This window comes from Pseudoalteromonas sp. SR41-4 (assembly GCF_014163985.1).
Taxonomy (GTDB): domain Bacteria; phylum Pseudomonadota; class Gammaproteobacteria; order Enterobacterales; family Alteromonadaceae; genus Pseudoalteromonas; species Pseudoalteromonas rhizosphaerae.
Genome location: NZ_JACJEI010000002.1, coordinates 170,588 through 183,723, shown reverse-complemented (window position 1 = coordinate 183,723; position 13,136 = coordinate 170,588). Strand labels below are relative to the sequence as shown.

General features: G+C 39.2%; 13 protein-coding genes and 2 pseudogenes. 6 read left to right on the top strand and 9 right to left on the bottom strand.

The window, feature by feature from the left end:
* Positions 1-77 precede the first annotated feature (77 nt).
* Positions 78-1,223 carry a cupin domain-containing protein gene (locus H5180_RS02460; RefSeq protein ID WP_182757609.1) on the top strand — a complete coding sequence of 382 codons (1,146 nt, stop codon included), beginning with the start codon at positions 78-80 and terminating at the stop codon, positions 1,221-1,223.
* A gap of 12 nt (positions 1,224-1,235) precedes the next feature.
* Entirely contained in the window at positions 1,236-1,694 is a 459-nt protein-coding gene (locus H5180_RS02455; protein ID WP_145233126.1) for a GNAT family N-acetyltransferase, read from the top strand.
* Positions 1,695-1,872: 178 nt separating this feature from the next.
* Here H5180_RS02455 and H5180_RS02450 read toward each other — a convergent pair whose 3' ends face one another.
* From H5180_RS02450 to H5180_RS02430, 5 genes are all read right to left on the bottom strand, one after another.
* A complete protein-coding gene (locus tag H5180_RS02450; protein WP_220493027.1) occupies positions 1,873-2,328 on the bottom strand; it encodes a DUF4826 family protein in 456 nt (151 codons plus the stop codon).
* Positions 2,329-2,555: 227 nt separating this feature from the next.
* Complete coding sequence (locus tag H5180_RS02445; RefSeq protein WP_145233125.1) at positions 2,556-3,347, bottom strand: SDR family oxidoreductase; 792 nt, start codon at positions 3,345-3,347, stop codon at positions 2,556-2,558.
* A gap of 19 nt (positions 3,348-3,366) precedes the next feature.
* Complete coding sequence (locus tag H5180_RS02440) at positions 3,367-3,870, bottom strand: DUF962 domain-containing protein (protein ID WP_145233124.1); 504 nt, start codon at positions 3,868-3,870, stop codon at positions 3,367-3,369.
* Between the two features lie 89 nt (positions 3,871-3,959).
* Positions 3,960-4,379 carry a hypothetical protein gene (locus H5180_RS02435; protein ID WP_145233123.1) on the bottom strand — a complete coding sequence of 140 codons (420 nt, stop codon included), beginning with the start codon at positions 4,377-4,379 and terminating at the stop codon, positions 3,960-3,962.
* 82 nt (positions 4,380-4,461) lie between these two features.
* Positions 4,462-5,136 carry a Crp/Fnr family transcriptional regulator gene (locus H5180_RS02430; RefSeq protein ID WP_145233122.1) on the bottom strand — a complete coding sequence of 225 codons (675 nt, stop codon included), beginning with the start codon at positions 5,134-5,136 and terminating at the stop codon, positions 4,462-4,464.
* Positions 5,137-5,187: 51 nt separating this feature from the next.
* Here H5180_RS02430 and H5180_RS02425 point away from each other — a divergent pair, with 51 nt between their 5' ends.
* Positions 5,188-6,498: an amidohydrolase gene (locus tag H5180_RS02425; protein WP_145233121.1), complete on the top strand. Its 1,311-nt coding sequence runs from the start codon at positions 5,188-5,190 to the stop codon at positions 6,496-6,498.
* A gap of 107 nt (positions 6,499-6,605) precedes the next feature.
* Here the strand turns inward: H5180_RS02425 and H5180_RS02420 are convergent, their stop codons facing one another.
* The gene (locus tag H5180_RS02420) at positions 6,606-8,492 is read right to left on the bottom strand and encodes a M61 family metallopeptidase (protein WP_182757608.1); all 1,887 of its coding nucleotides are present in this window, start codon (positions 8,490-8,492) and stop codon (positions 6,606-6,608) included.
* Between the two features lie 386 nt (positions 8,493-8,878).
* Here H5180_RS02420 and H5180_RS02415 point away from each other — a divergent pair, with 386 nt between their 5' ends.
* On the top strand, positions 8,879-9,508 hold the full coding sequence (locus H5180_RS02415; RefSeq protein WP_182757644.1) for a trimeric intracellular cation channel family protein: 630 nt from the start codon (positions 8,879-8,881) through the stop codon (positions 9,506-9,508).
* Between the two features lie 4 nt (positions 9,509-9,512).
* Here H5180_RS02415 and H5180_RS02410 read toward each other — a convergent pair.
* Positions 9,513-9,730, bottom strand: a pseudogene (locus tag H5180_RS02410) (ClbS/DfsB family four-helix bundle protein); the annotation flags it as partial.
* On the opposite strand from H5180_RS02410, the pseudogene H5180_RS23485 reads away from it, so the two are divergent.
* Positions 9,727-9,957: pseudogene (locus H5180_RS23485) on the top strand (EamA family transporter); the annotation flags it as partial. The pseudogenes H5180_RS02410 and H5180_RS23485 sit on opposite strands and share 4 nt — an antisense overlap.
* Positions 9,958-10,004: 47 nt before the next feature.
* Here the strand turns inward: H5180_RS23485 and H5180_RS02405 are convergent.
* On the bottom strand, positions 10,005-10,424 hold the full coding sequence (locus H5180_RS02405) for an MAPEG family protein (protein ID WP_145233119.1): 420 nt from the start codon (positions 10,422-10,424) through the stop codon (positions 10,005-10,007).
* Between the two features lie 279 nt (positions 10,425-10,703).
* On the opposite strand from H5180_RS02405, the gene H5180_RS02400 reads away from it, so the two are divergent.
* Entirely contained in the window at positions 10,704-11,870 is a 1,167-nt protein-coding gene (locus H5180_RS02400; RefSeq protein ID WP_145233118.1) for a DUF3103 family protein, read from the top strand.
* Between the two features lie 142 nt (positions 11,871-12,012).
* Here H5180_RS02400 and H5180_RS02395 read toward each other — a convergent pair whose 3' ends face one another.
* Positions 12,013-13,134: an ABC transporter permease gene (locus tag H5180_RS02395; RefSeq protein ID WP_182757607.1), complete on the bottom strand. Its 1,122-nt coding sequence runs from the start codon at positions 13,132-13,134 to the stop codon at positions 12,013-12,015.
* Between the last annotated feature and the right edge of the window lie 2 nt (positions 13,135-13,136).

Genomic DNA, 13,136 nt, shown 5'->3' with positions numbered 1-13,136 from the left:
CTGCGACAACTTATTTTATATACACTATAAAGCGAAAGGCTCTTGCCTTTCGCTTTTTTCATTTTAATGGGCGCAGCATGTATCAATTAACGATTAACGACTTATCCGAGCAAGACTTTCTAACACAGTATTGGCAAAAAAAACCGCTCTTGATCAAGCAAGGGTTTACAGACTTTGCCGACCCGCTTGATGCTAATGAGCTTGCCGGTCTTGCCATGGAAGAGAGCATTGAATCGCGTATTATCACTAATCATGATAATGACTGGCAAGCGCATCATGGCCCATTTGAAGATTTTGAATTACTAACCGAGCAACATTCTACCCTACTCGTACAAGCAGTCGATCATTGGCATCCTAATGCTGCGCAGCTGCTGGAACCATTTCGGTTTATTCCTAATTGGCGTATTGATGACCTAATGATCAGCTTTTCAACGCCTGGGGGTGGAGTCGGTCCGCATTTAGATCAATATGACGTATTTATTATTCAAGGTGAAGGCAAGCGTCATTGGCGTGTCGGTATGCCAGATAATAAACTAAAACAATTTGCACAAAATAAAAGTTTATTACAAGTTGAACAATTTCCAGCCGTGATTGATTGCATCCTAGAACTAGGCGATATTTTATACATCCCGCCGGGCTGCCCACATGAAGGTTATGCTGTAGAAAACGCATTAAACTACTCGATCGGATTTCGTGCACCAAATCAACGCGATCTATTATCAAACTTTGCTGATCACATCATTGATAAAGAAGCGGGAAATAGCCGTTATCAAGACCCTGCAATAACACTGCGCGATTCTAAAGGTGAGATCCAAGCTTGCGAAGTCGAAAACATTAAACTATTAATGCAAGCGGCCCTAAATGACGACGCATTACTTAAATCTTGGTTAGGTAATACACTTAGTCAACCTAAGCATGAAATGGATTTAATGCCACCAGAAGATTTATTTAATAGTGAACAAATAGCTGAGCTATTGAATGATGATGATGTGATTTTTGAGCGCCTCGGTGGCACCCGTGCATTGTATCAAGTTTTTGAAAATGAAATACTTCTCAGCGTAAATGGTGAAAACTACCCACTCCCTGTTAGTGACTTAACTGCGGTTAAATTACTCACTGACCATACTATGGTGACAGCAGAGCAACTAAATAGTTCAAAAAATAGTTTAGTTTTTATACAAACCTTTACTACACTAATTAATGAGGGGATTTGGTTTTGCTAGGAGTGTGTTTGTATGGGCTATCATATCAACAAGGTAGAATGGGATATAGGCAAGGAGTTACTACAACAGATCAGAGAGCGGGTATTTGTATGTGAACTACATATTCCCAAACATATCGAGTTTGATAATCTTGATAGATATGCTCATCATATACTGGTAACAGATGACAGCCAAGGCCCAGTTGCAACAGGCCGATTATGTAGCGATGGCCTTATTGGCCGTATTGCGGTGCTGCCAGAGCACCGTAATCGCTCCGTCTATCGTTCATTGCTGAATTATATTGTTGAGCTTGCACAACAGCAGGGTTGTGATTGCGTCAGCATTAATTGTATTTTAAATGAGGTAGAACGATTTAAACGTAATGGCTTTGAACAACAAGGTTGTGTGTTTATGGAAGCAGGTATTCCACGGCTTCGTATGCAATGCCCCATTAATAAATTCAATACGAAACCATTTACACTGGTGCATTGATAAAAATTTATTAAAAATGGCCATCCTAGCGAGTTAAAAACCACCAATTTAACGCAATGGGCATTAAAAAAGCGAACATATTAATGTGTAACTCCACATAACACGTTCGCTTTTTTAATTTTTAAAGCTGTTCTTTATATTAAAATCTTTAAGTTAAAATTATAAATAAGCTTTCAGGTCAATTAACTTCGTTTGCCCACAGCTCTTCTTTTTCGTACATTTCATAAATACCATGCGCACGATTAATTAGTAGGTTTGCAAAATCAACTTTAGTTTTATCGTGTCCACCGGTTTGCATAATTTGATCTGCTTTTAACTGCCATTGCAGAGAAAAATATCGCAGCGCATCACGCGCATTTTCGGCAACTGATGCTAACGCATGATCAGTTGGTAAGCGACCGGTGATAACCCAATAACTTTTACCGTCTTGGCCTTTAAACTTCCATAGGGCACATAACGGAGCGATAAAGCGGCTTTCTTTTTCTAGCAAAGTTTTTGGCATTACGCCCTTCTCTGCTAAATGCTTTTGTGCATTTTGAAAACACTCACGTTGCCATGCAATACTTTGCTGCTTTGCTTGTTCTTGTTCTTCTGGTGTTAATTCTTTAAGTTGTTTTTGTTCCACAGTATTCATCACTCGTTTACATCATTTTAGCTACTTTAAGTGCATATAATTATCGGTGCAAGTATAAAAGACCAATTCCAGCGAGATCATAAGCGATCGCCTGTTTTTTCTACATTCTAACCCATCGTTCTACGCACAACTGTTTACTAATACTGCAAAAAAATCAATTTATAGCTAATTTATAAACTATAAAGCCGCTGTTAATGCATACCAGCACGGTGTTATTCATCGTTTGTTTAACGATAATTCTTTTTCGCTGTCATACGATTAAAAAAACTAGGAAAGAAACGTTTTATAGTCGGAGCCCAGCCACTGATCCCCTCGCCAACCACCACTTCATCTTTACGTTTAGCTATTGCACTGACCATTTGCTTCACAGCAGCCGTTACATCCATACCATTTTCAATGGAGTGTTCAGCCTTATTTTGCGCAATACCATGTTCATTAAGTGAATTATGAGCAATAGCCGTTTTTATAGAGCCTGGGCAGATAGTCAAACAATGAATGTTTTTATCGGCCACTTCAGCTCGCAAACAATCCATAAAACCAACGACTGCATATTTAGAGCCTGAGTAACCGGTTCTGAATTTAGAGCCAACTTTACCTGCGACACTACTGATTGATACTACACAGCCGCCGCCATTTTTAACCATACTCGGTAATACCGCTTTAGTTAGCGCAATCAAACCAAAATAGTTAACTTCCATAAGTTGACGATACACAATAAAGTCATTTTCTAAAAACAAACTACGCTGCGACACGCCACCATTATTAATTAAAATATCAACGTTACCAATCGTAGCCATACTATTTGCAACATACTCAAGTACCCGCTCAGGTTGTGATAAATCAAGTGGTATTACTTTGTGTTGTCCAGCCGGTAACTCGCTACAAAGTTGATTTAGTTTATCTGCACTTCTGGCTGATAAAATAATATTAGCGCCTAAGTGTGCTAACTGTATCGCTAACTCTTTACCAATACCTGATGATGCCCCGGTGATCCACACCGTTTTATTATTAAAGTTCATGCTCTACCTATGATTATTATTAAGGCTTTGTAGGACCCGCAATGTCTGTGATCTGTTGCTCGAGTTGTTTATATAGTCCGAGTAAAAAAAGCGCCTCAACAAGCACAAATAATGGCCCAATGATAAGCCCGATTAAGTCATCAACAAAAGCTGGTTTTTTACCTTCAAAATAATGCCCAATAAACTGTAAAACCCAGCCAAAAATAAAAACACCTATACTAACAGCTAACCAGCTAGTAAAACTAAGTGATGCAATTGGCGCAGCCGCTATACTCATTACTACTAAAATAACAGCCATTATCAAACCTAGTGAGACATTAAGCAGTAAATAATAAATCACAGTAGCTAACACAAAAACATGAGCGCCATTGATAACATGATCAGCAACCGGTAAATAAATACGCGCTAATAAACACAATACAGCGTATACAATGAGTGGAATACCAAAAAAGTGTGTGAGTACATTGCGTTTTGAACGGTGATATAAGCCATAATTGCCCAGTTGTTGTTGCAGTGTTTTCATTTTCTTTACTTTATATAATTATCTTATTATTTACTTTAGCAGTTAACACAACGTAACAATGTCTTCTAGCCGACATTTGTAAAATCCACTTATACAAATGCGCTTATGATTTTACCTTTATCGTGATCCGGAGTTTTAGATTGTAACTCACGGCCTTTTTGATATTCTTGTCCAAGCATTTTTTGTAACGATTCCATTTGTTTTGCTAATTCGTCATTCCCCCCTCCCTGCTCTTGTATTTTTTCTGTCAGCTTTTCAATCGCGGCCTTAAGTTCAGCTATTTTATCTTTATCAACACCTAATCGTTGATAAATAAGCGCTTCATTTGCTTTTTCTAAAAAGTCTTTTCCATATAAAGGGTTTTTAGGGCTGCTAACAGTATTAGCTTGGCTATTTATTGCCGTTTCTGGCAATTCGGTTGCCGCTTTAGGATGGCTTATGCTTTTCGCTTGCACAGGAGGGTTATAAGGTTCTGTCCGGTACTGATTATTAAATATTAGTGAGCTCATTGCTTCAAATCCATTGATAGTTTTATTTTATAAAGCAAATTTAAGGCCAATGTACTTATATCAGGTAAAAATAATAACGCAGCTAATGTACAAGTAAAGCCAGCTGTTGTTTATCAAGAATTTCTATACGCTGGTAATGCAGGGAAATAAGCTTTTTTTCACTTAATAACTGCAAGATTTGATTAATAGTTTGACGAGTTAAATAGGTCATATCTGCGAGTTGTTGCTGCGATAACATAATAGTAGCGGTATTACTGGGCAGCGACATGGTTGCCATCATAACCAGCCGTTTGCAGACTTTTTGCTGGGCAGTTAATAAAGCATGATCTTCTAATGAAGTGAACAGCAGCCGCATTTTTTGTGAAAGTAAAACACCAAAATCATGCCAGTAAATAGGCGTGATTGCTAATAATTGTATCAGTGCCCGATGCGGTACATGTAGCAATCGAGCGGGTGTTTGTGCATAAACATCGTGGGTACGCAAACCACCATCAAATAAAGCAACTTCACCAAACCAAATAGCTGGATCTATAAAACTCAGTACCGCTTCTTTACCTTCTCCATTTACTCCACTAACTCGCATAACTCCATTAACAACAGCGTATAAACCCGCATTTTCATCTCCTCTTAAAAATAATGCTTCACCCGCATCGAGTTTAATTACTTTTGCATGTAACAATAGCTGGTGTTGAAATTCTTTAGAGCGGCTACTAAACCAATTTCCTTGGTTAACTATCGCACGGTCCTGTTCATTCATATCGGTTTACTCTACATTAGTTTTAATAATCAAATAATAAAAGGGATCATTATGTTACACAAAGTTATTTACAGCGGCTTATTGCTAAGTACGTTATCTGCACCAAGTTTTGCAGCAGCTCCTGATCAACAGCTCAACAAGAATCTAAAAAAAGCTAACCACAGTGTAAGTGAAAAAGTGATCACTTGGCGACGCCATCTTCACCAATACCCAGAGCTTAGTAACCGCGAATTTGAAACGGCTAAATACATTACTAAACATTTAAAAGCACTGGGGCTCGAAGTACAAACTGGGATAGCCCATACGGGTGTAGTTGCTAAACTCAAAGGTGGTAAAAAAGGCCCTTTAGTGGCGCTGCGTGCCGATATGGACGCCTTGCCTGTCACTGAGCAAGTTGATTTACCGTTTGCTTCAACTCAGACCTCAACCTACCGTGGTAATGAAGTCGGTGTTATGCACGCCTGCGGCCATGATAACCATGTCGCTATTCTAATGGCTGTAGCTGAATCGTTGGCTAAAATTCAAGATGACTTAGCGGGTGATGTATTATTTGTCTTTCAACCAGCTGAAGAAGGTGCCCCAGAAGGTGAAGAAGGCGGTGCTGAACTCATGCTAAAAGAAGGCTTATTTAAAGAAAAACCTGACGCCGTGTTTGGTTTACATGTAACCAGTTCATTAAACACAGGCCAAATTGGCTTCCGTGAAGGCCCGCTTATGGCCAGTGAAGATTCATTTACAATTAATGTACAAGGCCGCCAAACTCATGGTTCACGACCATGGAATGGTGTTGATCCGATTGTTGCATCATCACAAATAATTATGGCCACACAAACAATTTCATCTCGCCAAGTTGATGTTACTAAAGCGCCGTCAGTTATTTCGTTTGGTGCTATTAATGGCGGCGTACGTTCCAATATCATTCCGGATAGTGTCGAGTTAATTGGCACTATTCGCACCTTTGACCAAGCAATGCGCGCTGATATCAAAAAGCGTTTAGTGAAAACAGCTGAAATGGTCGCTGAATCCGGTGGTGCTAAAGCTGATGTACATATCGACCACGGCTACCCTGTCACCGTAAACGATGTAAAACTCACGCAAAAAATGACGCCAACACTAACTAAAGTTGCTGGGGCTGAGAATATCATTACCACTGATTTGATCACCGGCGCTGAAGATTTCAGCTATTACGCTTTAGAAACTCCTGGATTGTTTTTCTTTTTAGGTGTTACCCCACAAGGTCAAGATGCAAAAACGGCAGCAAGTAATCATTCACCACAGTTTTTCGCTGACGAGCAAGCACTGCAATTAGGCGTGAATGCGATGACGCAGTTAGTTGTGGATTACTTTGCGATGAAAAAATAACCAGAACTCCAACGTACATGCTAAATCATAATCGGTTAGCATAAAATAAATATACCCACACTCTGTGGGTATATTTAAAAGTATTGATAAACCTACGCGGATTTATTTTATCGTGCGGTTAGTAGCTGTGATAAATAGTCAGGCTTACCTTCAATACGTTCAAGGTGAGGATATTTAAGGCCATCATGATAATCGATCTGGATTTCACTGTACTGATCAAAGTTTTTCACCAAGAGCTTAATTGGCGCTTTTGAGCCTTTAGCATCCGTCACTGCATCTTTGAGTGCATCAGCACTAAATTGAGTATTATTAACGGCAACAATTTGCATACTTGGCGCAAGACCCGCATTAAATGCAGGGCTATCCCATAATACGTCACGCATTTTGCCTTCTTTATTTACCGAGAAGCCCAGAGAATAAAGTAAATCAGTTGATTTATAGCGGCTTTCAATTGCTTTAATGCCCTCAGAGGCTTTATCGTTATAGGTCAATTTCCAACCTTGGTCTTCCAGTGATTTAGATAAGTTAACATGGCCTTTTAAACGCGAATTAATAAAGTCATCCCATTGATACTTTTCAATACCATTAAGCGTGTTAATCACATCATCAAATTTGTAGGTCAACACATTCCAATCACCCGGGTTTACGCCAAAAAAGTTGTGGGCAAAATCATCTAATGAATGACTGTTGTTACTCAATTCACGTAATTTTGCATCAACCGCAAACCAAATTAATTCTCCACCAGAGTAATAGTCTTCGCTCATTTGATAACTACGATAAGGCAAAGATGAACGCTGAGCGATAGTTGGATCGTTGGTTGTATCTAAAATATTACGCCATGCCATGCCAGGTCGGCCTTGGTCGTAGGTTGCACCTAAACGAGCTAGCATATCCATCGCATTTTCTTGGCTCCAAAGTCCTGAACGAGCCGCAATGACTTGCCCCCAAAACTGTGTTTGCCCTTCATATACCCATAAACCATTAGCTTCTTTAACTTGGTTATAGGTCGGTGTCCATAATGCGTCAGGGCGACGATATTTACCATTCCATGAATGATTAAATTCGTGTGCTAATAAATCGCGACCGACCCATGACTTATCCCAGTCAGTAAAATAATTTTCTTTCGCGCTATTTTCACTTGAGCGATGATGTTCCATGCCGATACCGCCTAACTTATCTGTCAGGGCAAGTAAAAAGTCATAATGATCAAAGTGATGTGCACCATAAAGCGCATACATTTGTTGAATAAGCTCACGGTGTGCTGTTAACCCTTCTGCACTGATCTCAAGATCTTTTTCTTTATCGGCAAAGACATTTAAGAACACCGGAGTATCTGCATTTGGGTTTAAATCAACACGCTTATAGTGGCTACCGGCAAACATTGGCGAGTCTACAAGGTTTTCAAAATCAATTCCCTCAAAGGTAACTGTATTGCCTTTTTGCGAAGACTTTTCAAGTGCAGTAGCAAACTGCCACCCTTTTGGTAACGTTACACTCGGTTGAAATTTAATTTTACGGCTATAGTGCCCAGCAGGGTAAAGCGCTACTGTATCCCATTGTAAATTGAGCATTTCTGGCGTCATCATAACGCGCCCTTGCTCTGAACTTTGTGGTGACAAGAATTGATATTCAACATGCAACTCACGTACACCTTTAGGAACTTTAAGATTAAAAGCATATACGTTGCCAGGATCTCGTTGCCATTCGATCACTTTACCTTTTGCTGACATTTTCAATCCAGCCAACTGACTTATTGGTCCAACTGGTGAGTGATGTCCAGGTATCCATTGCGGATAAAGCAAAGTCATTTCACCAGCATTAACAGGGATAGTTTCGTTTATTTTAAAAATACGATGAGCTAGATCTGTGGCATCAACAGCTATTTTTATAGTGCCGGAATATGGGGTATCAGTCGGATTTGGAACATCAGCAAACGCTGGAAGCATAAAGCCCATAACAGAGCTGAGGGCAGCAGCAAAAACATGTTTATTCACTTACTTCTCCAATTAGAGAGGCGCAAAGCACGCGCATTAGATGGGTATTGTCCTAGTAATTTGAGTGCAAAACACTCGGCAACCTCCATTTAATTTCAGAAACTTCTGAAACAATCAACATCCGTTATAACTATAACAACAGCTAATAGCAATGATTTATGGACGAACAACCATTTAATGCGTTCAATTTATTTGCGCTTTAAGTCAATTTATAGTGCCGTATTTAGCTGTATCAGCGCTTATTTGCATTCTTGTACTGAGAATATAAGAGCGCTGCAAGCACTGTTTTAAAACTTAATCATGCATAATACCTATGTTCAGGCTAAATAAATCATCAGTACGCTATCCTAATAGGCTACTTTTTTGGTAATGGTATGGAGACCACAATGGCATCTGACTATTTTCATTTGTTAAATTTGATCGGGGTAGCGTTTTTTGCCATCTCAGGTACTCTAATGGGCCATGAAAAAAACATAGGAGGTTTTGGTGTTGTGGTTGTCGCGTCAGTGACAGCGCTCGGCGGCGGCACACTGCGCGACGTATTATTAAACCACCCAGTATTTTGGATAGCCGAACCGGATTATTTATACGCAACATACAGCGCCATATTTATCGCCGTAATATTTATTCGTCATTTACCTCACGTATCAAACTATTACATGTTGCTGGTCGATGCTTTGGGCATGGCAATTTTTAATATTGTTGGCATTGAAAAGTCCTTAATCGAAGGCACTACGATGATTGTGGCTATTACTATGGGCATGACCACGGGCATCTTTGGTGGTCTAATGCGCGATGTAATATGCCGTGAAGTCCCCCTTGTCATGCGCGAAGAGCTCTACTCCACCGCGTGCCTATCTGGTGGCTTAACTTATGCCACACTGTTTCTATTAGAAGTACATTATGTTTGGTGTATTTTAGGCGCACTCTTTATTACCGTATTTTTACGGCTCGGTTCCCTACACTGGGGATGGCAACCAAATATATTTAGAAAAAGGTCGGTTAGAAAACAATAGTTTGCTATGTGAAGTTCCGATTAAAACGCCGAACTTTTGTACGTACCTTTTTCATCGATGATGACGTATTAAACTGAATCTTACATCCCAATGTCCATTTTTCGTACCAGGTTACACCATAAAATTCATAGTTATTTAAGCTGAAATAAGCAAGAGTATATCGTTTGCCTTAAATTCAAGCTCCATAAGTAGATCATCGTATTTCCAGTCTCGATACTCTTGTTATTGGGTCAGGATTTGCTTTGTGAAGTCAGCCATTTATAGGTGGAAATATGATACTTTTAGGCACCTTGTCTTATTTTACCCCTATTTTCTCCACTGTGTTTGCCTCTATTAACTTATCCGTTGCTTTAGCTGACTATTTTTTACAAGGTGTTGTACTCGTGACTATTGGGTCGTTAATTTGCTTTTGGGTTACCCGCACAAAAAAACCTGTAGTAGATAACTAAATGTAAAAGCGAAAAGCAAATAACGCTTTTCGCTTTATCAGGTTTTATTAGTTGGCTAATCTTAGCCCTAGCATCACCAGCATAACTAGATTCGCAATTACGCCAATCAAAAAGAAGTAGCTACGCGGGCTGGGGTTTTTCTCTGTGGCAATTGCGTAATACAGTACCATATGAATTAAACGTGCAATGACGTAAACCCAAATACAGATTGCAAAAACCGAACTGTGGTAATTAATCACAAAGGCAAATAAAACCGTTCCTATAAATAACGCGCTGTTTTCTAATGTGTTATGAAAGGTGCGATGCGCTCTAAATATAAAACTCTCATGAGATAGGTCTTTATCAATTTTTCCTGGCACAGCCCCAGGCTGTTTGGCTTTACTAAACGTCGCCACTGCCCACTGTACTAACACCATAATTAAATATAAATAAAATGCTATAAACGCTGAATGTGCTATATCGGTCATTGCTTAATCCTTTGTGTTGGTATTAGAGTAGTAGTTATAGCAACTATCAAGCCACATATAAGCCACTGATATATATAGAAATTACTTTTTAGTAAAATGATTTTTTGTAATAGATTCATTCTTTATATAAAACTTACTCTATAACAGCGGCTTGGTATTTTTTGCAGCCTAAGCGCAACCACAAAAACAATACTAATTACCTACTTTATAAATTTTGTTTGATTATTTATTCTAAGTATTGTTTTATAGCGTTACTGATAACGGAACGGTAAAATAAATATGATGAATAAAATAACCAAATGCTTGGCAACCTTAGCTCTGTTGAACTGTGTATCAGCGCCCGCTTTTTCAGCTCAATATGAAATCGAAAAAGGTGAAAACTTGTCTAAGTTGGCGCAATACAAAGACGTAACCACCATTAAACGCAATTTTGCAAAACAAATAGCGCTTAATTACAGTGTATTAAACGCTGATCTTAAACAAACGCTAAGCCAATATAAACTGGTTTTGAATGCGGATCAGCTACCGTCTTTAGGCATGCACACACAACAAAATACTCGTTTAGCAAACAGCGCATTACAACAGCTTAAAGGTTTACCACAAAACACCGGTAGTTTGTTACAAGTGCGTTTGGCAAGTGACACAATGCTTAGCGCTTGGCAGCAAGGCGAACGCCCTTTATTTGCATTTGCACCTGCTGGTGACGATTCGCAATGGAGCGAGATTGAAGCGTTCGATCAGTTTGGTGACATTCACTATCTTAGTGTTGATCAAATGCCGACCCAACCTGTATTTATTGTCGAATTAGATCAACAAAAAGTACAAGATGCGGGTATTGCAGTAATGAGAGGAATTTTATCTGCTAACAAATTCAGTAAAACCACGGTTAGTCCACAAAACCAGTTAAGCAATGAACAACCCCTGCAAACCAGTGTATTGAAAAAAATACGCTTAGAAGATGACAAAGAACCTTGGATCTCAGGTGGTGCTGAAATTTATGCCATTGTAACGGGTATCGACCCGACCCGAGATGAACCAATATTAGATATCGTTGATTTACCTTATTTAGATCATGACAAAACCGATTACAGCCCTAATCAGGTTTTAATTCATTGGCAGCGTTATCGTTGGCAAGCGGTCGATTTACTCTTAATGGAACAAGATGACAACACCAACTATAAAACTCTAGCAATAAAATTATTAGAAATATCAGAGCAAGTAATGGCGAGCATTCCTGATTTACAAGCGCAAGGTTATGCCATTATCCCTAAGCTGACCAATGAACTACTAAAAGCAATGCCGGATGAATGGTTTACTAATAATGACGATTATGTTGATGTTTTTTACACGCTGTTTGAAAACAAAGACTATCAAGAATATAAAGGAGCAAGCAGTAATGCGACCATTACGCTGTCTCCTTTAGAAATTAACCCAAGACTAAACTAAGTCATCCCCATTCGCTTAATTATTATTGCGGATGGTATCACTCCCCCATACTTCAATAGCCACCCATTAGCGCTTTAACGTTAACGGGTGGCTTTATCTTAAACAGCCACTTTTTTGAAAACACGCGTTATATTTTAATACCCTAACCTTGCGCCACTGATTTACGAAAGCGCATTAATGCAACAATAAAAAACACACTGCCAATAACAGTTAATGCTAAAAAGTAAGGCCAAACTACATCCCACCCTGCTCCTCGGTATAAAATTGCTTGAGCAAATTTTACAAAATGCGTTGTTGGCGCCAATAACATTATATTTTGCACCACCTCAGGCATACTTTCTCGCGGCGTAACACCGCCAGAGAGCATTTGTAATGGTAATAAAATTAAGATCATCAATAACCCGAGTTGCGGCATAGTGCGCGCCTGCGTTCCCAACAATATACCCAGCGATGTGGTCGCAAATAAATGAATCGCAACGCCAAATAAAAATAAGCCTGGCGAGCCATGAATAGGCACTTGTAACAAACCTTCGATCACAATAAATAATGAAAACGTAGTCAGTAATAAAATCACTAACCCATTGGCCCAAATTTTCGCCATCACTATTTCAAAGGGGCTTAACGGCATCACTAATAAATGCTCTAATGTGCCGTGTTCGCGTTCACGGATCACCGCGGCGCCAGTTAAAATAATAGAAATCATTGTGATCACGTTCATCAATTCCATTACGCTACCAAACCATACGCTTGTCATGTTTGGATTAAACATAATGTGCGCCGATTGCTTTATTGGCAATGAATAAACGGTTCGATAACCTTGCACAAACTCATTTACTTCGCCGTTAATAATGGTTTGAATATAGTTATCACCAATAAATGCTTGCGACATGCGTGTAGCATCTATATTTACTTGAATTGTAGGTTGCTTAGCTGCAAGTACATCACGCTCAAAATAAGGCGGGATATTAAGCACAAAAGTATAACGGCCATTATCCATAGCTGAGTCAACATCGCTTAATGAAATACTGTCTGGCGTTTTAAAGTAAGGCTCATAAAAGGCATTAATAATACGCTTAGATAATTGCGATTGGTCGTGATCAACAACTGCAATCGGCGCATTATTTAACTCTATCGACGTGGCTGAAGCCACCACATAAATCAACCCAGTAAAAGCAAAAAAAACAAATAGCAGTAAAACCTTATCACGCCATAAACTACGCAACTCTTTAATACCTAAATTAACAATGTTTCCGTGACGTTGCATGG

Bases quoted from the DNA above. Each gene is read 5' to 3' on its own strand.
- H5180_RS02450 (WP_220493027.1), bottom strand. From the start codon at position 2,328: ATGAATACTGTGGAACAAAAACAACTTAAAGAATTAACACCAGAAGAA.
- H5180_RS02395 (WP_182757607.1), bottom strand. From the start codon at position 13,134: ATGCAACGTCACGGAAACATTGTTAATTTAGGTATTAAAGAGTTGCGT.
- H5180_RS02400 (WP_145233118.1), top strand. From the start codon at position 10,704: ATGATGAATAAAATAACCAAATGCTTGGCAACCTTAGCTCTGTTGAAC.
- H5180_RS02405 (WP_145233119.1), bottom strand. From the start codon at position 10,424: ATGACCGATATAGCACATTCAGCGTTTATAGCATTTTATTTATATTTA.
- H5180_RS02455 (WP_145233126.1), top strand. From the start codon at position 1,236: ATGGGCTATCATATCAACAAGGTAGAATGGGATATAGGCAAGGAGTTA.
- H5180_RS02460 (WP_182757609.1), top strand. From the start codon at position 78: ATGTATCAATTAACGATTAACGACTTATCCGAGCAAGACTTTCTAACA.
- H5180_RS02440 (WP_145233124.1), bottom strand. From the start codon at position 3,870: ATGAAAACACTGCAACAACAACTGGGCAATTATGGCTTATATCACCGT.
- H5180_RS02415 (WP_182757644.1), top strand. From the start codon at position 8,879: ATGGCATCTGACTATTTTCATTTGTTAAATTTGATCGGGGTAGCGTTT.
- H5180_RS02430 (WP_145233122.1), bottom strand. From the start codon at position 5,136: ATGAATGAACAGGACCGTGCGATAGTTAACCAAGGAAATTGGTTTAGT.
- H5180_RS02445 (WP_145233125.1), bottom strand. From the start codon at position 3,347: ATGAACTTTAATAATAAAACGGTGTGGATCACCGGGGCATCATCAGGT.
- H5180_RS02435 (WP_145233123.1), bottom strand. From the start codon at position 4,379: ATGAGCTCACTAATATTTAATAATCAGTACCGGACAGAACCTTATAAC.
- H5180_RS02425 (WP_145233121.1), top strand. From the start codon at position 5,188: ATGTTACACAAAGTTATTTACAGCGGCTTATTGCTAAGTACGTTATCT.